The organism is Luteolibacter pohnpeiensis (assembly GCF_016595435.1).
Lineage (GTDB): Bacteria > Verrucomicrobiota > Verrucomicrobiia > Verrucomicrobiales > Akkermansiaceae > Luteolibacter > Luteolibacter pohnpeiensis.
Genome location: NZ_JAENIJ010000016.1, coordinates 39718 through 58242, shown reverse-complemented (window position 1 = coordinate 58242; position 18525 = coordinate 39718). Strand labels below are relative to the sequence as shown.

At 53.9% G+C, this 18525-nt stretch carries 17 protein-coding genes; 8 read left to right on the top strand and 9 right to left on the bottom strand.

The window, feature by feature from the left end; translation table 11 throughout:
- The 6 genes from JIN85_RS11255 to JIN85_RS11230 form a co-directional block, all read right to left on the bottom strand.
- Positions 1–963, bottom strand: coding sequence for a hypothetical protein (locus tag JIN85_RS11255; RefSeq protein WP_200270695.1), 963 nt, complete (start codon positions 961–963; stop codon positions 1–3).
- A 233-nt stretch (positions 964–1196) separates the two neighbouring features.
- Positions 1197–2423, bottom strand: a complete 1227-nt coding sequence (locus tag JIN85_RS11250) for a hypothetical protein (RefSeq protein ID WP_200270693.1) — start codon at positions 2421–2423, stop codon at positions 1197–1199.
- Positions 2424–2730: 307 nt separating this feature from the next.
- Positions 2731–4533, bottom strand: a complete 1803-nt coding sequence (gene aspS, locus JIN85_RS11245) for an aspartate--tRNA ligase (protein WP_200270692.1) — start codon at positions 4531–4533, stop codon at positions 2731–2733.
- A 41-nt stretch (positions 4534–4574) separates the two neighbouring features.
- Positions 4575–4982: a GxxExxY protein gene (locus JIN85_RS11240; protein WP_200270690.1), complete on the bottom strand. Its 408-nt coding sequence runs from the start codon at positions 4980–4982 to the stop codon at positions 4575–4577.
- A gap of 26 nt (positions 4983–5008) precedes the next feature.
- Positions 5009–6325 carry a histidine--tRNA ligase gene (gene hisS, locus JIN85_RS11235; protein WP_325109126.1) on the bottom strand — a complete coding sequence of 439 codons (1317 nt, stop codon included), beginning with the start codon at positions 6323–6325 and terminating at the stop codon, positions 5009–5011.
- Positions 6326–6372: 47 nt separating this feature from the next.
- Entirely contained in the window at positions 6373–6810 is a 438-nt protein-coding gene (locus tag JIN85_RS11230) for a thiol-disulfide oxidoreductase DCC family protein (RefSeq protein ID WP_200270688.1), read from the bottom strand.
- A 56-nt stretch (positions 6811–6866) separates the two neighbouring features.
- Here JIN85_RS11230 and JIN85_RS11225 point away from each other — a divergent pair, with 56 nt between their 5' ends.
- The 8 genes from JIN85_RS11225 (at position 6867) to JIN85_RS11190 (ending at position 14922) form a co-directional block, all read left to right on the top strand.
- Positions 6867–7901 (top strand): aldo/keto reductase, encoded by a 1035-nt coding sequence (locus JIN85_RS11225; RefSeq protein WP_200270686.1) that lies wholly within the window; start codon positions 6867–6869, stop codon positions 7899–7901.
- A 45-nt stretch (positions 7902–7946) separates the two neighbouring features.
- Positions 7947–8657 (top strand): RadC family protein, encoded by a 711-nt coding sequence (gene radC, locus JIN85_RS11220; protein ID WP_200270684.1) that lies wholly within the window; start codon positions 7947–7949, stop codon positions 8655–8657.
- 86 nt (positions 8658–8743) lie between these two features.
- Positions 8744–11218 (top strand): AsmA-like C-terminal region-containing protein, encoded by a 2475-nt coding sequence (locus tag JIN85_RS11215; RefSeq protein ID WP_200270682.1) that lies wholly within the window; start codon positions 8744–8746, stop codon positions 11216–11218.
- 113 nt (positions 11219–11331) lie between these two features.
- Entirely contained in the window at positions 11332–11772 is a 441-nt protein-coding gene (locus JIN85_RS11210; protein WP_200270680.1) for an ElaB/YgaM/YqjD family protein, read from the top strand.
- Between the two features lie 163 nt (positions 11773–11935).
- Positions 11936–12274 carry a phage holin family protein gene (locus JIN85_RS11205; RefSeq protein WP_200270678.1) on the top strand — a complete coding sequence of 113 codons (339 nt, stop codon included), beginning with the start codon at positions 11936–11938 and terminating at the stop codon, positions 12272–12274.
- Positions 12244–12663 (top strand): hypothetical protein, encoded by a 420-nt coding sequence (locus JIN85_RS11200; protein ID WP_200270676.1) that lies wholly within the window; start codon positions 12244–12246, stop codon positions 12661–12663. The genes JIN85_RS11205 and JIN85_RS11200 overlap by 31 nt, the downstream gene beginning before the upstream one ends.
- Before the next feature lie 12 nt (positions 12664–12675).
- A complete protein-coding gene (locus tag JIN85_RS11195; protein WP_200270674.1) occupies positions 12676–13758 on the top strand; it encodes a type IV pilus twitching motility protein PilT in 1083 nt (360 codons plus the stop codon).
- Positions 13759–13809: 51 nt separating this feature from the next.
- On the top strand, positions 13810–14922 hold the full coding sequence (locus JIN85_RS11190; RefSeq protein WP_200270672.1) for a type IV pilus twitching motility protein PilT: 1113 nt from the start codon (positions 13810–13812) through the stop codon (positions 14920–14922).
- Between the two features lie 101 nt (positions 14923–15023).
- Here the strand turns inward: JIN85_RS11190 and JIN85_RS11185 are convergent, their stop codons facing one another.
- From JIN85_RS11185 to JIN85_RS11175, 3 genes are read right to left on the bottom strand one after another with little or no spacing between them, the layout of a single operon-like run.
- Positions 15024–16034, bottom strand: a complete 1011-nt coding sequence (locus tag JIN85_RS11185; protein WP_200270670.1) for an alpha-L-glutamate ligase-like protein — start codon at positions 16032–16034, stop codon at positions 15024–15026.
- 5 nt (positions 16035–16039) lie between these two features.
- Positions 16040–17578, bottom strand: coding sequence for a UUP1 family membrane protein (locus JIN85_RS11180; RefSeq protein ID WP_200270668.1), 1539 nt, complete (start codon positions 17576–17578; stop codon positions 16040–16042).
- Between the two features lie 23 nt (positions 17579–17601).
- A complete protein-coding gene (locus tag JIN85_RS11175; protein ID WP_200270666.1) occupies positions 17602–18330 on the bottom strand; it encodes an ATP-dependent zinc protease family protein in 729 nt (242 codons plus the stop codon).
- Positions 18331–18525: the final 195 nt, after the last annotated feature.

The window sequence follows — 18525 nt, the reverse complement described above, 5'->3', positions numbered from 1 at the left end:
TTAGTTGCTCGTCGGTGGCAGAAGGCTAAGCAGTTTTTCCCGCGACTCCTCGGGAAAATTCAACTTGTCCATCGTGTTGATGAGTTCCTTCGCATTGAGTGGTCCCTTGGTGCGAGCCATGGTGTTCTTCATCCAGTGCTCGATGATTTTGCCACGAACCTCCACAGATTCATCTAACAACCATTCGGTTTTCGTTCTATAGTTATTCAACAGATTGGCTCCGAATTCGGCGCGATCTTGCTCGCTTTGCAAACCGTTAAATACCGCTTCAAGTCGAGGGCTCGCGTCGCTTAGTGCCAGCATTCGCAAGCTTTCCTTGCGCGTCGTCTCGGGGATTTCATCTAGCATTGAGACATACCATTTCGCCGCTTCGGTTTCGCCATTGATAATAGCCATCCCTTCCACCGCAGCCGAAAAGCCATTGCCAGACGAGCCACCTAATCCCTCGATCAACAGGGATCGCGTCTGATCCGGATCTTTCGCAGCCAAAAATTTCCAAGCTGAATTGGTGACCTTTCCCGCCCCGTTCATATCGTTGATGTATTCAGTAAAATTGAAGTCGGGTGCGAAATTTGTAACTGCCTGAACAGAAAATTTATTATCTTTCAGTAACTCAATCAATTCGGGAGCGCTCCGCATCGCCGCGCGATTGATGACTGCAGATTGAATCATGTTAGGGACAATACCAACATAGCGTCCCATCCCTTTTAATTTCTGAATTGCAAAGTCTGGATTCGTTTTAGCGACTTCTCGTGCAAGAGTGATTGCCACAGCGTCAGAAATGCTGTCGGTAATCCAGTCGAGACATGCCAGTCCACGGCGACGAAACATTTCAGCAGCGACTGTTTCGCGAACCTGAGCAGCCAAGGGATAGCCTGCAAACGATAAGCCTTCATCCACACCAGGGTTAATGATCAAGGCTTCCAGCTGGTCTCCGCTGCACTTCGCGATATATCGTGCCAACTCAGGCGAGACATTTCCACGATCTCGGTATCGGCGAAGCAGCTCCGCATAACGATGCGGCGAAGATGCAGAATTCGAATGTATTCGAGTCGATGTTCTCGTTGGAGATCGTGCGGAGGTAACGATTTTTCCCTCACCTCGTTCATCATGGTCCGAGTTTGAGCCGAGAGCCCATCCCAAGCCAAGACCTAGCAAGCTGATCACAGACAGCATCCAAAATTTCCGCCAAGGTGTCATGGTCTCAATGTGAGTGCGTATCGCTTGATGATGGTCTCGATTTTCTCAGTCGAAGCTCCCCAGTTTGACAAATTTTCGCGCAGCTGCTTTTCCGACATCGTTAAAACAATAGAGTCGGTGTTTTCCAATAGGCTGATCCGCCACTCAGGGTCCTTCAGCTGGTTCAAATAACTGATCACCATTTCTCCACTGGATGACGAATTTCTGAGAATGTCCTCAGCAACGATTGTGCGAACAACTGTGTCTTCGAATCCTTCGGTATAGGCAGCGAGCATCGATGGTCGCCCTTTCATAGATAGGGCCCCATTCGAGGCCACTCCTGGCGTCGAAAGGATCGAGTTTTTGCTCAACTTTTGCGCAACCCATCCAGCGCGCTCTACTTCTTCCGTCGTGGTATCTCCATAATTCTGCAGTGGTCGGTCGTTGAATAGCTGGAAGACTTTCATAAACGATGATCGATCCAATACCAGACTTTGAAATGCGGCTTCACGATCCTGCTTCATCCATTCTCCACCGAAGAAACAACTTTCACTTTCAATCACCCGTCTTCCTTCATCGGTATCGGCCAGTGCTACGAAATCAAACCCATCGGGAAATTTCACGGGCATCGTATATCGGGAATCAAGCCCACTTTCGCGCAGCATTTTTAAGGCTGAGGCCACCTCGTTGACTCCACCTGCAACCGCTTGTTGAAGCCCCTTCTGCATGATCTGTCCACTTGCCACACTTCCATAGCCAAAAAATTGTTCCGAATGAGCACAGGCAAATTCAAGCCCTTCCATTCCCCGATCTTCCGGCCAAGCAGCGCCAATTACTCCAGATAGTCTCACTTGCATGAACTCGGATGGCGTTGTCTCCCACCACGCAATCGCGTTCTCCAAATTTTTATCGCACCAGGCACGGAATAGCATACGAACCAATCTTTGCTCCTTTCCGTCTAACACCACGGCAGGATCTTTCAGCCCCTCTTCCAATGCCGACTTGAGTTCCTCTTCGGTCCAATCCGCCCACTCACCGGAGAACGGATCAAATTTCCCCGCCAGGCGCGCCTGAGCGACCGAATCTTCCATCTGCTGCTGCAAGGTTCGTCGGTCACGATTTGCCTTCCGTTCGCGACGTTCAGGAGAAACAGAATCGTCGACTGGAGAAGTATCTTTGAAAAACCGGGATCCGAGGAAACCGATCAAGATTGCAGCCAGGAAACAGCCAAGCGGAATCCGCATGAAAACCTATTAACCAAGTGCATGTTGGAATGCAAGAAAATGCAGCCCATGAGCAAATTGGGGCTCATTTCAAAATCACAGCCCGTCTGTCACCTCGGCAAGGAGCTATTTTTTCCGAGAAGGAGCAGACGGGCCGGTTTTGTATGGCCAATCCGTCTACTCGCAGGCCTCGTGCCTATTATCAACAAATTTTAAAATTCGTTAATCTTGTGATGAATGCTTGATCGCTACTTGGACGTTACGATCCATGGAGCAAAAAAATGGCCCTCGTGTTGCCAAGGGGCCATGAAAGTGCCGGATCTTCCTATCAAGCTTGAGTGGATTTCTCCGCAGCCAGCTTCGGATCTTTCCAAGTCGACTGCACGTAGACTTCGCGCAGCAATTTGAAATCGATCTGACACGGGCTTTGCGCCATCAGGTCCGCTCCCTTGTTGTTTTTCGGGAACGCGATTACTTCGCGGATGCTGTCCTCACCGGCGATCAGCATGGCGATCCGATCGAGACCAAGCGCCAAACCACCGTGTGGCGGTGCACCGAAGCGGAACGCGTCGAGCAAGTGGCCGAATTTGATCTGCTGCTCTTCTGCGTCGATGCCTAGCGCGGAGAACATGGTCGACTGGAGGTCTTTTTCGTGAATCCGGATCGATCCACCACCCAGCTCGTAACCGTTCAGCACCACGTCGTATGCTACGGCGCGAACGTTAGCGTAATCGCCGGATTTCAGCTTCTCCAAGTCGTCCGGATTTGGCCGAGTGAACGGATGGTGCACCGCGACCCAGTCGCCGGTTTCTTCGTCCTGCGCGAGCAGTGGGAAATCAACCACCCAAAGGAAATTGTAGGCGGTTGAATCTTTGACCAGATCCATCATTTCCGCGATTTCGACCCGCACGCGCCCCAGAATGGTGCTGACGCTTTCGCGTTTGCCAGCGACAAAGAACACGATGTCTCCCTCTTCGATGGTGAGGGTCGAAACAAGCGCGTCCTTCTCGGCATCGGTGAAGAATTTCCACAGCGGACTCTTGAACTCGCCATTTTCATATTTCACGAACGCCAGCGTCTTCACCGGCAGGCCGGCTTGGATCGCGATTTCGTTGAGGCGATTCATCTGACCGGTGGTCACCCCGGCATAGCCCTTGGCATTGATCGCCCGGACAACTCCGCCGTTGTCGAGGGTGCTGCGGAAAATCTTGAACTCGGTGCTGGAGAAAACCTCCGCCAAGTCCGTGATCTTCATGTCATAGCGGGTGTCCGGCTTGTCGGAACCGTAGATGTCTTCCGCTTCGCGATAGGTCATGCGCGGGAATGGCGTTGGCACATCAATGCCAAGGCCCGCCTTGAACATCGAGGCCAGCAAACCTTCGACCAACTTGATGATGTCTTCCTGACCGACGAAGCTCGCTTCGATGTCGATCTGAGTGAATTCCGGCTGGCGGTCGGCACGCAAATCCTCGTCCCGGAAGCATCGGGCGATCTGGTAATATTTTTCCAAACCGGCCACCATCATCAGCTGCTTGTATTGCTGCGGAGCTTGCGGCAATGCGTAGAAACGACCCGGATTCAGGCGCGAAGGCACCAGGAAATCGCGTGCGCCTTCCGGTGTCGGGTTCGACAAAATCGGCGTTTCGACTTCAAAAAATCCGGACTCATCCAAATAGCGACGCGCGGCCGAGGTGATAATCGCACGCTGGCGGATATTCTTGCTCATGCGCGCGCGACGCAGGTCGAGGTAGCGGTATTTCATCCGCAGGTCCTCGTTCGAAAGCTCCTTATCGAGCTGGAACGGCAGCACCTCCGCCTTGTTGACGATTTTCAACTCCTTCGCGACAATCTCGATCGCTCCGGTCGCCATTTTCGGATTTTCGCTGCCGGCCAGACGCTTGGAAACCAAACCGACCACCTGCACCACGTCTTCTTCGCGAAGCGTGTGAGAGAGCTGGGCAATCGTCGGGCTTTCTTCAGGCCGAAAAACACATTGCGTCAGGCCTTCGCGGTCGCGCAAGTCGATAAAGATCACCCCACCGTGGTCGCGGGCGGAATTCACCCATCCGATCAAAGTCACGGTTTGGCCAATGTCGGAGTCGCGGAGTTCGTTGCAATGATGTGTGCGCATTTTGAAAAATTTTTTGAACCGCAGATGTTCGCAGATAAACGTTACTGAAGAGGTTTCTTGATGAAGGATTGAGTGGATTTCACCACCCGGCGAAATTCGAGTCTCGGATTTTTGAAATTAAGGAGCAGTCCGACTGACAGGTTCGTAATCTTTAGATAATTCAACATCTGGCCGATCTCTCGGTCAGTAATTCGGTCGATCACTTTGGTATCGACGATGATTTTACCGAATACAATCAGGTCCGGCACATACTCCGCCACTCTTACATTCCGATAAACAATTGGAAATCGTGTCTGTTGTTCGAAAGGGAAAGCGCGATGGCGGAACTCGACGACAAGAGCGTTTTCATAGGGCTTTTCGTGAAATCCGCACCCAATCTCATTCAATACCTGAAACGCAGCACCGATAATTCCATCGGTTTCTTCTTTAAATAAAAAATCTGCGCTCATCTGCGTGGATCTGCGGTTCGATACGATCAGGCCAAAAGCGGGCCGTCGGGTTGGTGGAGGAGGTCGGTGATCCACTCGACGGCGTTTTCGGCAGTGCCGCTGGCTTCAGTGCGGCTGGTGAGGATTTTGACTTTGAGCTCGGGGTATTCGGCGCCGACGACGAGGGCGAATCGGGCACCTGCTTTTTCGGCGTTTTGGAACTGTTTGCCGACTTTCGCAGCCGTTAATGGAAAATCCGTAGAAATTCCTGCACGGCGCAGATCTGTAACGAGTTTCAATGATTCTGCACGCTTTTCTTCGTCGGCGACGACCACGTAGACATCGCAGCCGGCAAAGTTCCGTTGCAGCCAGACTTCCATTTGCATGGCCGCGTGAGTGGTTTCCTCGATTAGGTTGCGAATGACGTAATCACCCATCGCGAAACCGGTGGCAGGAAGATCGACCGTGCCTTCGGAAATGGTCGAGATGAGAGTGTCGTAACGACCTCCGCCGGCGACGGCGCGCATCGACTTGCTTGAGTCGAAAACCTCGAACACAACCCCCGTGTAGTAAGCGAGGCCGCGCACGATGGACAGGTCGAGTTCGACGAACTCCCCTAACCCGCGGGCGGTGAGGTCCTCCTTGATTGCAGTGTAGGCTGGCGACGCGTTGGCCGGATCGGCGATGAAACCTTTCACCTCGGCGACGGTCAGAGAAAGAGCTGCCAATTTGGCCTCCAGAACCTCTGGCTTTTCGCGTTCGATCTTGTCGATGATGCCGAGAAATTCCGGGATGCGATCTTCGGCGATGCCGTGCTTTTCCGCGAAGCTGATCCAGGCATTTCGATCCGATACACGGACCACGAAATCACCGGCGACGAAGCCGAAAGCGAGCATCGTTTCGATCGCCAGCGAGATCAATTCCGCGTCGGCCGCAGGGCCCGCTTCGCCGAAAATATCGACGTTGAACTGGTGGAATTCGCGTCCACGGCCCTTTTGCGGCTTTTCATAGCGGAAGCATTGGCCGATCTCGAACCACTTGAGAGGTTTGGGGAAATTCCGCTGATGCTCGGCAACCAAGCGAGCGAGCGAAGCCGTCACTTCCGGGCGCAGGGTGACATCGCGTCCGCCTTGATCTTCGAATCGGAACAACTGGGACGAAAGTTCACCGCCTGATTTTTTCAGATAAAGTCCGGTGTCCTCTACGATCGGTGTTTCGTATTCCACGTAGCCGCAGCGGCGTGCGACCGAACGCCAAGTCTCGAACAAATAATTTCGCACCGCGCATTCACGAGGGGTGAAATCACGGAATCCTGGGAGAGCTTGAAATGCGAGTGCGGCCATGGGCGGGCGGCGAGAATGCACGCCATTTCCGGCATTTCAAGACGTGATTCTTCCTGATATCCATCCGATTACTCACGCAACCGCTGAAGAATTGCCGGATCAGGCATCGAACAAAAGGTCCGGCCCGATGCCAAACGGTGCCGATTGCGCGCGATCAGGCGATAAATCCTATCCCGCCAACGACGCGGAATCAGGCGCAAAAGGGTCAGGTATCGCCAAAAACCACCGAGCACGCGAGCAATTTCGATCAGACTGTCACTGCGCATGAAGACCCGGCCATCGGATTCGCGCAACAGCACCATGGACCCCGCTTCGAGATCGGAAAATTTGCGAAAGCCCTGACGCTTGGCCAGTTCTCCTTGCAGCGGAGCAAAGGCGAATTTGCCTGCGGAATCAATCGCTGCCAGTCGCCGGACTGAGGCAGAGCAAAAGGCACAGTCGCCATCGAAAAACACCACCCAGCTCATGTCTGAAGTTAACTCGCGATGCGGTGGAAACAAATTCATTTGACCGGAGAGGTTTCGATTCGACAGTTCGGTGAAATTCGAACAAGATTCACATCATGGAATACAGACAACTCGGAGGCTCCGGCCTCAAAGTCCCCATTCTTACACTCGGCACCGGCACGTTCGGCGGCGGCGATCATCAGCTTTTCAAAGCCTGGGGCAATACCGGCGTTCCAGAAGCAACCCGGCTCGTGGACATCGCTTTGGAAGCCGGACTCACCATGTTCGACAGCGCGGACATTTACTCCGAAGGTCGATCCGAGGAAATCCTAGGCAAAGCCATTGCCGGTCGGCGTGACAAGGTCCTCATTTCCACCAAAGGCACCTTCCGCAACGGCGATGGTCCAAATGACGTCGGCTCCTCCCGCCATGCGCTGATTCGCGCGGTGGATGCCAGCCTGAAGCGCTTGGGAACCGACTATATCGATCTCTATCAACTTCACGGTTACGATGCCCAGACACCGGTTGAGGAAGTGATGAACACCCTGGATGATCTGATCCGCGCCGGAAAAATCCGCTACATCGGCGCATCCAACTTTTCCGGCTGGCACCTGCAAAAAGCGCTTTCGTTTGCCGAAAAACACAACCTTGCCCGCTTCGTCGCCCACCAGGCTTATTACTCGTTGGTTGGACGCGATTACGAATGGGAACTGATGCCGCTCGGCCTCGATCAGAAAGTTGGCGCGGTCGTCTGGAGTCCACTTGGTTGGGCAAAGCTCACCGGCAAAATCCGCCGTGGCCAGCCAGCACCTGAAGGAACCCGCTCCAGTGATAAAACCAACCTGGATGTCGGCCCGCAGGTCGACGACGAGTATCTCTACAAAGTCGTCGACGCGATCGATGAAATCGCCGCCGAAACCGGCAAAACCGTGCCGCAGATCGCGCTGAATTGGCTGCTTCAACGGCCGTCGGTTTCGACTTTGGTCATCGGTGCACGAAACGAAGAACAATTGCGGGCCAACCTCGGAGCGGTGGGCTGGAACCTGACTCCGGAGCAGGTCGCGAAACTGGATGAAGCCAGCAAATTGCCGCCGATCTATCCGTATTGGCATCAACTCGGCTTTTCGGAGAGAAATCCATTCCCCGTTTGATTTTTTGCTGTCAATCGTCTGAGCGGTTTTCCATAAACCGTTCAGATGAACAATCGAATTCAGGATCTCCCCTCGTCCGAGCGACCGCGTGAAAAGCTGGCTCAGCTCGGACCGACTGCTTTGGATAATGCCGAATTGATGGCGTTGTTCATTTCAACCGGGACCAAGGGACGCAGCGCCATCGCGATCGGGCGGGATCTGATTCAGAAATACGGCTCCATGGCCGCGCTTGGCGGACTTCCAGTCACTGAGTTGGCGCGGGAGAAGGGTCTTGGTTTGGCCAAAGCCTCCAAGCTCGCCGCGGCGTTTGAGTTGGGTGCGCGGGTTGCGCGGGAACAGATCAATCAAGTGGTGCTGGATGAGCCCGCGCTGATTCATCGCTTTTTCGGCCCGCAGCTCGCTCACCTTCCGCATGAGCAAGTGATGGTTGCCGTTGTGGATACCCGATTGCGCCACATCGGGACCACGACCGTTTCCGTTGGCACGGTGAATCAAACCAATGCCCATCCTCGGGAAATTCTCCGCCCCGTGATCACGCGCGAGGCCTACGGCTTCATTCTCATCCACAATCATCCTTCGGGAGATCCAAGCCCGAGCCATTCCGATCAGGTGGTTACCGAGCGATTGGTAAAGGCTGCGGATTTGATGCAAGTGAGGTTTTTCGACCACATCATCATCGGCAAACCCACTCCGGGGCGATTGCCGTATTTTTCATTTCGTGAAGCGGGTTTGATGGATTGTCCTGTATCCTCCTGACGGATTTTACTGTCTGTGCCGATAAACGCTAAACGCCGGTTGCCCTGATCTGAATCAACCGCTAGCTTGCGAATCGCCCGTCAGAAATGAAACACCGCCACTTCGTCCACAACCTCCGTTCAGCTGTGTTCCTGCTGGTGGTTTGTTTGGTCGTCTCCGGAGCGGTCGTTCTATGGTGGGCAAATCACACCGGACTGCCGGATTCCTGGCGGGCAACCATGGAGGCGGAGTTGGCCAAAAAAGGCATCTATGTGCAAATCGGCTCACTGACCTACACCCCGTTCCGCGGCATTACGGCCAGCGAGGTGCATATTTTTGCGGAAGAAAGCCACAAGCACGAACTCAGCAGCTTTGAGCGGGTCACCTTGGCTTTGGATCGCACCAAACTCGCCAGGGGGAAATTCCAACTGACGAAAGTCCAGATGAGGGACGCGGATATCAATCTTCCGGTCGACCCCAAGGACCCCACTTCGGCAACCCTGCACATCAACAATGTCAGCGGCGAAATATCCATGCCCGGTGGCAGGATCATGGAAATCCGTGAAGCAAGGGGCGAAGTCGACGGCATTCGGCTCCGTTTCTCAGGTCGACTGCTTGGCCGTAAACCCGTCCCCATGGATCCCGACTATGAAGCGGAAGAAGGTGCGCGCCGTGAAATGGTGGTCAAAATCATCGAATTCCTGGAACAATGGAAATTCAGCGAAACGGATCCGCCTGAGGTAACCATTTATGCTGAGGGCGATCTTTCCGAGCAGTCATCACTAAAGGCGCGCGCTCAATTGCATGCGGAAGATGTCGAAAAAAACTTCCACACACTCGATCAAGTCGATGCTGAGATCACCCTTTCGCAAAATATCCTGACCCTGTCTTCACTCCGCATCAAAGACCCTCGTGGTGAAGCCAAGGGGCATGCGGATTATGATCTGGAGAACAAAACTGGCCGCTTCGATATGAGTTCAGCCATTGAGGTTCCCGCACTTCTGAAAGCCTGGTTCAGCCTGCCTTCCATTCCAAACGTCAGGGTAGATGGAGATCAAATCCTCGAAGCCGAGGGAGAGTTCAGCATGGATGATGAAAATAAGTTGGAGGTTCAACTTACGGGTCACGCGAGGTGCGACCACATCAATCTGAAGGACATTCCATTCGACCTGGTGGAAAGCGAATTCTCCTGGCGCAAGGATGAGCTATACCTCCGCGACTTGCATTTTGTGCGTCCGGACGGGGAAGCGATCGGCAAGGTCCTGGTCCAGTATCCACAGGTTCGAATGGCTTTAAAAAGCAGCCTTTTGCCCAAGACCTATCTCCCACTTTTCGAAGGTAAACCGCTGGAGATTGTCTTAAATAATTTCACCACCCGCAACGAATCCACGGTGAACGTTGAGTTGGATGGTGGATTTGATCTCAAGGAAAAAACCGCCTGGGCATTTAGCGGTCGCGGCAACGTCACAAAAGTTCTCTACAACGGCGTGCCGATGGAATCAGCCAATTGCAAATTTGCGCTGAGCCACCATGAACTCGACTTTACCGATGGGCACGCGGTGTTCGATTACACCGACTACCCGATGAGAAAAGCATTCGATGGCCCAACCCGTGGATCTGTCGATATCGGTAGAATTCGATACGTGGGCGCCGATAAAAGCATCGGCGTTGAAAATATCTCTGGGACGATTTGGGCCGCCCCGTTGGTTCGACTTTTTGCCCCAAAAATCGCCGATACGTTGGAGGTTTATCGCTTCCACCGGCCACCGGAATTGTCAGCGAAAGGCGTGATCGGCTTGGCGGATAAAAGCATGAACACACTGACCGTGAACTTTCGCACATCGAACCCGGCGCAATACAGCCTATTGGGCAAGGATGTCACCTTATCACCAGCCAGTGGCCGGGTGAAAATCGGGGATGATGTAGTCACCGTTTCCAACCTGAATTTTGGCGCCATGAACGGAACTGGGGATGGCAGCATCAGGCGCCAGCAAAATGGTCGCCTGGATGCCGAGTTCCACTGGAAGAATCTTTCGCTCGCAGAAATTGCAAAAACCTACGACTTCAAATTAAAGGGCGATGGATCGCTCACGGGTCGAGTTGAGTTTTCCATGGATAACCAGAATATCCATACGCTGAACGGTAACGGATTGCTGGCGTTGGAGCATACTGAGCTATTTTCGGTTCCTCTATTCGGGCCATTGGCTTCAACCATCGACGGTGTGCTGGGTGACAAGAAAAAGGGTTACGATGGCGAACGGGATGCGTTTCTCACCTACCAAATCGAAGACGGAGTCCTGAAGACGAAGGATTTCCAAACGGCCAATTCATCACTCACCATCACCGGTGAAGGTCAACTGGATCTCAGCGATCGGAACCTGGACGTGATGATGCGCATGAATGCCCGTGGTTTCTTGGGGCTCATCACCCTTCCCTTGCGGCCGTTTTACGGTCTGTTCCAGTTTCATGGGACCGGACCGATGAGCAAGCCGGAGTGGAAAAGCGTATTGTTTACCGCCCCTTCAGAAAACCAGGAAAAAGTGCTGATGGCCCCACCGAGAGCTATCCCGGTGGCGGAGTAACTTTACCAGCCTCCACCGCATCACTCCTTGCGCGGAGGCATATCTGATGCCATCCTATCAGCCGAGTGACGCCGCCTTCTCGTAAGCGTCCGAAAACTTAACGAAATACCCCGATGATTGATTCAATTTCCAATGCAAACGGCCTCGATCCCGAATCTGGATTCGGTGCTGAACCTTCTGCCACCCAAGCAGCTAAAGATTTACGATCCGCTGCCACTGAATCGGTTCGCGACATTGCCCACACCGCCAGCGCCCAAGCTGCCATTTTGAAAGAGCGCGCGGTCGAATCCGCTCACCAGCTGAAAGACGTCGCCGTGGAGAAGGCTAATCGTCTCAAAGTCACCGCCTCCGAGAAAGCCGAAACGATCAAACAGGCGGCCACCACCAAAGCAACTCACTTTAAGGACTCTGCAAACGAGCAGTGGCACGAAACTCGCGAAAAAGCCAAAGAGTTTCACGTTACTGCTGAAGACTACATCCGGCAAAATCCGACCAAAAGCGTCCTTGGTGCGATTGGGATTGGATTTTTGATCGGCTTGGTAGCACGCCGCTGATAGTTCATTCGGCCCGTCACTTGATCTGACTTTCTCGGGCAAGTGGCGGGCTTTCCGTATCGATATGAAACACCTCTCTGGAACCGATCCCCGCCCTGATGCCCCGGAAAATTCTCCGGATGGCATCCCTTTTCCTACGGATTGGAAAACCGCCATCCTGTCATTGGTCGCCGCCAGGCTGACCATTATGAAGATTGAGGGAAAAAAGGCGGCAGAATCTGGAATTAAACGAGTTATATTCGCAGCATCCGCAGCCATCCTGATTCTTTTGGCATGGATCTTGTTTGTGGCGGGCGCCGTTTCGGCAATTGCCATCAAAACCCATGTTGACTGGTGTTGGATTGCACTTGCAGCGGGAGGAATTCATCTCATCATCGCATTCATCTTTCTGGCATGTGCAAAAAAAGCTGGAGGAGAAGCCTTCCCGATCACTCGGGCAGAGCTCAAAAAAGACCGTGAATGGATCGCAAAATGTCAGAACAACAAGACATCGAGCAACTGATTCGAATCAGCGCGCAAGCTCGCTCGTTGATTGGGGATGAGGTGCAGTCGCTGCGCGAGCGACTGGATGTGCCATCGCGGATGCGAAATGCAGTCGCCAAAAATCCCACCGCCTGGCTGGGTGGTTCATTGGTCACAGGATTCCTGACCACGGCGATTTTCCGCCGTAAAGCGAAACGCAGCAAACACCACAAGGAGCCTCTGATCGAAGAACCCGCCAAAAAGGGGCTTCTCGGCATTCTGATCACCCTGCTATTCACAGCTGGGCGTCCCCTTCTCAAAATGTGGCTGACAGGCCACTTTAAGCAATTTCTAGCCACCAAGATCGAAACTTACAGCGCTCCCTATCCCCGTTCGAAGAATCTTCGTACCAATACCCCGACCCAATAAAACCTCCAATCCATGTCCGAACACCAGGTTCTTGATCACGTTGACCAATATCTTCAGCTAGGCCGCGAGTACAACTGCTCCGATCTGCACCTTCCCACTGCCTATCCTCCGGCATGGCGCAGGTTTGGGCAGCTTGCCCCGATTTGGCCGGATCATCCTCCGCTTACCCCAGAGCAAACCGAACGCCTTGCCCGCTCCTTCCTGAACGACGAAGAATGGAACATCGTCGAAACCAAGGGAGATATCGACTTCGCCTATGCGAACTCGGAAGGCAGATTCCGTGCTTCGGTCGTGAAGCAACGCCTCGGCTACGACATGGTGTTCCGGATCATTGATACCACGATCCGTTCGATCGAGGACATCGGTCTCCCACTTGACAGCATTCTGCCGCTGACTCGCTATCAAAACGGTTTGATCCTGGTGACCGGTGCCGTCGGTTCGGGTAAATCCACGACCCTTGCCGCGCTGGTCGATTTCATCAACCGCGACCGCGAGGATCACATCCTCACTCTGGAGGATCCGATCGAGTATGTGTTCGAGTCCAAAGGCTGCCAAGTGAACCAACGGGAAGTTCGCACACACACCGAGTCGTTCTCCAAAGCGCTGCGCGGTGCCCTTCGGGAAGATCCGGACGTGATCATGGTCGGTGAAATGCGTGACTTGGAAACCATCCAGCTCGCTCTTACCGCTGCAGAAACGGGCCACTTGGTGCTCGGCACCCTGCACACCGGAAATGCCCCACGGACGCTCGACCGGGTGCTCGACGTTTTCCCAACCGACCAGCGGGACCAAATCCGCATCATGGTTTCGGAATCTCTCCGCGGCATTCTTTCCCAGCAACTGGTTCCCCGCATGGACGGCAGCGGACGGGTTCTCGCGCTTGAGCTTTTGGTCAACACCGCGGCGGTCGCTAACTGTATTCGCGAAGGCAAAACCTTCATGATCCCCGGCGTCATGCAGACCGGTAAGAACGTCGGCATGATCACCATGGACGAATCGCTTCGCCGGCTCTGCTCCCAAGGCATCATTTCCCGAGAGGACGCACTCTATCGGGCTGAGGATAAGAATCAAATGCGCTCCTACCTCCAGTCCTGATCCAGGTAGCAATCAACTGAAACCCACTCACATCATTTTAATTCCCTTAACATGGCCAAAATCGATTCACTGTTCCGCTATCTGATTGAAAACAAGGGTTCGGATCTTCACTTGTCCGAAGGACAGCCACCCAAGATCCGTGTGCACGGCTCGGTCACCGCAATTCCTGGTGAGGAAGTCCTTGGCGGTCCATCCTTTCAGGAACTGCTTGCCGAAATCTGTGACCCGGCCGCATTCGAACGCTATCTGAAAACGGGCGACCTCGACTTCGCTTATGAAATGGACGAGACATCCCGTTTCCGCTGCAACTACCTGAAGCAGCAGTTCGGACTTGGTGCCGTTTTCCGTTTGATTCCTACCGAAATCGCCTCGCTCGAAAGCCTCGGCGTGCCCGAAGTGGTCAAGGAATTCGGTCACATGCGCTCCGGACTCGTGCTGGTCACCGGACCGACCGGTTCCGGCAAGTCCACAACTCTTGCGGCGCTGTTGGACTACATCAACACCAATTTCAACCGCCACATCATCACGGTCGAAGAACCGATCGAGTTCGTTCACCGCAACAAAAACTCGATCATCACCCAGCGCGAGGTGCCGATTCAGACCCCATCGTTCGCCGATGGTCTGCGGGCCGCACTTCGTGAGGATTCGGACATCGTACTGGTCGGTGAGATGCGGGACCTTGAAACCATTTCGCTCGCGCTGACGGCCGCTGAAACCGGTCTTCTCGTGTTCGGCACGCTTCACACCAACAACGCCCGCAAAACCGTTGACCGGATTATCGACGTGTTCCCTGCCGACCAACAATCGCAGGTCCGCACCATGCTTGCGGCATCACTTCGCGGCGTGGTCGCCCAGTTGCTTTGCAAGCGAGTCGACAAGCCAGGCCGGACTGCGGTTCACGAAATCATGTTCGCGACCCCTGCGGTGGCTGCGATCATTCGTGAGGGTGCAACCCAGAAGCTGTATGACGTGATCACCGGTGGTAAAGCCGATGGCATGCAGTTCATGGACGAATCCATCTGGTCGAAGCTCCGTGAAGGCATGATTTCCGCTGAAGAAGCTTACATGAAGGCGATCGATAAGAGCCGCTTCAAAAAGTTCCTTCCCCCTGAAATGTCTCACCTGGGTGATGCATCCGGAGACAGCCCGAGCGGCGGTCGCTAAAGGATCGACTCGTGTATTTCAAAGAAGCGCCTGCTGTGGGATTCCGCAGCAGGCGTTTTTTATTTCAAAATGTCTGATCCACCAGTGGACCAGTGGCAAAATCAATCGCGACCAAAGGTGCGCTTTGAGAATTCGATTTTTTGCTCCAGATCTTCACCCGGATGAAGCGTGTGGCGTTTCTCCACCGGCTCCAGTCTTCTCAACAGACCGACGCCGTTCGCCATTTGAATGGCCAGCCCTGGCCGGGCATTGACCTCGATCATCAACGGACCGATTTCCTGATCCACCATGAGATCGACCCCGAGATAGCCGAGACCTGTCATCTCCTGACAAGTGACGGCGATTTCCAAAATGCGGTCCCAGTCCGGCATCTGGATGCCGATGAGTTCCAACCCCGTGTCTGGATGGTGGGTGACGGGTTTTCCGTGATGAACCGCGCGAACTGTTCTACCACTGCGAATATCGATACCGATGCCAAGGGCACCTTGGTGAAGGTTTGCCCTGCCATCAGACTCACGTGTCGCGGCGCGCAACATGGCCATGACCGGATATCCATGCAGCATGACCAAGCGGATGTCCGGTGCGCCCTGGTAGCTGATATCCGTGAGAATCCTCGCCGGCCGGACCCGATATTCGATCAAGGCCACGTCACGCTGGCCACCAAGGCTGAACAAGCCAGCCAGGATATTCGAAACGTGATGCCGCACCTCGTCTCCGCTGAAACGACTACCGCTGGGCTTGATGTAGTAGCCGTCTTCCTTGCCATCGATCACCAGCACCCCTTTGCCACCGGATCCGCGCGCGGGCTTGATGACGAAAGCCGATCGTTTGCTGAGCAATGACTCGAGGTTTCTGGTGTCATAGGGTGAGCGGATGACCCCATAGGTTTCCGGCACGGAAAGCCCCTGCTCTTCCGCCAGTTTTTTAGTGCGCAGCTTGTTGTCCACCAAGGTGTAGAGCCTCCTTGGATTGTTGGGCAGGAGGAATCTCGCATTGCGCATGTTGATGCCCACCACTCCCATCGCCCGCAACTCCTTGGGAGTGCGGATCCAGCGGTGCCACCATTTTTGGTAAACCGGTTTGGCTTTTGCGCTATCCACCGAATCACTCATGGAAATCAGTCCTCAGTAAAACTACGAAACCGAAACAACTCAGAAATCCGGTAACCGGTATAGCGACCGATGATGAGAATCCCGGCCAACAAAATCAGCAATGTTTCCGGAAAGTAAAATGCCCAATAGCGGATTTGGGACACGCACATGAAGGAGTATGCGAGGACGGCAACCAGCACGGAGCCGCCAACCTGAGTGATGGCGCTGCGCTTGCCTTCCTCTTCCCAAATCAACGACATGCGCTCAATGGTCCAAGCGATGATGATCATCGGGAACAACATGATTTCCACGGCGATCCCGACACCGATTCGATGGCTCAACACGGTCATGTACATCATCAGCAGGGTGACAATGACCACGCAGGCTGCCACCCGCGGCACCACTAACAGATTGAGCCTTGAAAGCAGGAATCGGCACCAGAGGCCAGCTGCCACCAGAATGGCGAACATCACCAATCCAGGACCGACGGGCATTTCGAGCAATGCCAATGCCAGCAAAACCGGCATGAAGGTGCCCAGAGTCGGGATGCCGACGATATTTCGCATCAGGACAACCACAAAAGCGCCCAAGGGAATCAGGACGATATAGCGAAACACCGCTCTTTCAGAAGCCGGAAGGCCTAAAATCGTTGAAACCAGAATGGGCGAATTTTGCAGATCAGTCAGGCGTGCCAAGGGAATCCGATCCTTCACCACGGTGAAGGAAACTCGCGAGTTTTCTCCACCGGTTACGTCCAGAAGTGGACCTCCACCCCGGTGCCATACAAAGACCTTACTGCCGTCCAATACATCCGTCGGTGCCAACGGATCGCGGACTTTCCAGTTTGCCCCGTCGAAATACTCGACCAGTGGCAGCGGACCCTGGGCGGTTTCACGTTCCCGATCGTCCAGCTTTACGCCGTAGGCAACGCGTGCAGGAACTCCGGCAAGCGCCAGCAAATCGATGCCGATTTTGATAGGAGCATCATCGTGATACTCTTTTTCGTATGCCCGATTGATCAGCACCATTTCCTGGGAAGGCGCGGCGTTCTCGATTTGCCGGAAAAACGTGACGAAGAGAGAATCCGCGTCTGATGAAATCGCTTTCGATCGCGCAACGATGTTGCGAGCTGCCTCTCCAACCGAGCCTGATAGACCAGGAGCTTCTGCCACCGGGATACTACCCGTTGGCGGAATCGGCCCACCGCCACTCTCTGAACCAAGGGGAAATCTTACCCGGAAATAGAGCGCCTGGCCGTTTTCACGCATTTCAGAGGACCAGATGGCCGTGGATTCACCGCGATCGTGATCGACATGATAATGATAACCCAGCGATCCCGCTTCCTGACCGGCACTTTCATCCAATCCGTTTGCTGGCAACGAAAGCCGGGCTTTGACGGGCTTGCCTACCGCCAGAAATGAAACTCTGGCTTCCACCAACCATTCATCAACCCGCTGACCCTCCCAAAAGGGAACGCCGAGTTTAGTCGATTTGTAAAAGGCCAGCCCTCCTCCGAGAAGGACAAGCATCAGCACCGCAGTCACCAATTTCCATCTGGAACTCATAAATTCGGGTTCTCCGTGAGCTCTCAGCGCATCACTTTTTTATCGGCCAGATAAGTCCGGCTCGGATCAATCCATCCCAATTCCTTGATTGTGATGCGACCGATCAAAACTGGGCTGAGCATGTTCTTCCGATTGTTGAGGGTAAAATCAGCTCTCAGCTTTCGATCCCCGATTTTGAAGGTGAGCCGCACCACTTCGCGCGGCACGGATTCACCGCCTGGTTCCTTGATGCGTGCAATTCGGACCAGAGGAGCTTCGACCTGGGTGCGTGGTGAATCTTTCACCCGTGGGTCGGTGACAACGAAACGAACCCATTTCTTGCCATCGCGTTCAAACAACTCCTTCTGTTCTGCGTGGATCGAACTGGTGTGCGCACCGGTATCGAGTTTTGCCTGCAAGGTATCGCTGATTCCGTCGATTTGGATGTGTTCTCTCCAACCGTAGACCTGAACCAAATCCGGGCTTACCGGACGAGCCACAGCTGTTGTTTTTGCTTCGGCATCCTCCACCGCCATCTCGTCGTCCTGATCCACTGCCGCGTCGGGCTTTTTCGCGGACTCATCTTCTGGAGCAACCGGAGTTTCGGGTTTCTTCGCAGTCTCTTTTTTCTCGGGTTGGGTCTCCGATTTTTCTGCGGTTGCCGGAGCCTTTTCAGGCTCTGCAGCGTTGAGCAAAGTGTTCGGAAACAGGAAAACTGCCAACAAAATCGAGGCAATGCGTCGCAGGGCCAGTGGTGAAGAATGGGTTATCACGTGCGGGCGAGTTCAACCCCGGATTACCCGATTGGCAATGGAATTCGCGACTCCTAAGCCATGTGTTACGAAATATTTTCATCGAATTTCACAATTCCTGAAAGACCCAGTCTTGAACGATTGCGTAGCATTTCAACAGGATATTTTGAACAGCTGTTTCCTTCGATTTAGGTTGCGGGATCGCCGGTAAATACC

What these genes read in the sequence shown, in the direction of transcription:
- JIN85_RS11250 (WP_200270693.1), bottom strand. Translation starts at nt 2,423, where the DNA reads ATGCGGATTCCGCTTGGCTGTTTCCTGGCTGCAATCTTGATCGGTTTC.
- aspS (WP_200270692.1), bottom strand. Translation starts at nt 4,533, where the DNA reads ATGCGCACACATCATTGCAACGAACTCCGCGACTCCGACATTGGCCAA.
- JIN85_RS11240 (WP_200270690.1), bottom strand. Translation starts at nt 4,982, where the DNA reads ATGAGCGCAGATTTTTTATTTAAAGAAGAAACCGATGGAATTATCGGT.
- JIN85_RS11230 (WP_200270688.1), bottom strand. Translation starts at nt 6,810, where the DNA reads ATGAATTTGTTTCCACCGCATCGCGAGTTAACTTCAGACATGAGCTGG.
- JIN85_RS11225 (WP_200270686.1), top strand. Translation starts at nt 6,867, where the DNA reads ATGGAATACAGACAACTCGGAGGCTCCGGCCTCAAAGTCCCCATTCTT.
- radC (WP_200270684.1), top strand. Translation starts at nt 7,947, where the DNA reads ATGAACAATCGAATTCAGGATCTCCCCTCGTCCGAGCGACCGCGTGAA.
- JIN85_RS11215 (WP_200270682.1), top strand. Translation starts at nt 8,744, where the DNA reads ATGAAACACCGCCACTTCGTCCACAACCTCCGTTCAGCTGTGTTCCTG.
- JIN85_RS11210 (WP_200270680.1), top strand. Translation starts at nt 11,332, where the DNA reads ATGATTGATTCAATTTCCAATGCAAACGGCCTCGATCCCGAATCTGGA.
- JIN85_RS11200 (WP_200270676.1), top strand. Translation starts at nt 12,244, where the DNA reads ATGTCAGAACAACAAGACATCGAGCAACTGATTCGAATCAGCGCGCAA.
- JIN85_RS11195 (WP_200270674.1), top strand. Translation starts at nt 12,676, where the DNA reads ATGTCCGAACACCAGGTTCTTGATCACGTTGACCAATATCTTCAGCTA.
- JIN85_RS11190 (WP_200270672.1), top strand. Translation starts at nt 13,810, where the DNA reads ATGGCCAAAATCGATTCACTGTTCCGCTATCTGATTGAAAACAAGGGT.
- JIN85_RS11185 (WP_200270670.1), bottom strand. Translation starts at nt 16,034, where the DNA reads ATGAGTGATTCGGTGGATAGCGCAAAAGCCAAACCGGTTTACCAAAAA.
- JIN85_RS11180 (WP_200270668.1), bottom strand. Translation starts at nt 17,578, where the DNA reads ATGAGTTCCAGATGGAAATTGGTGACTGCGGTGCTGATGCTTGTCCTT.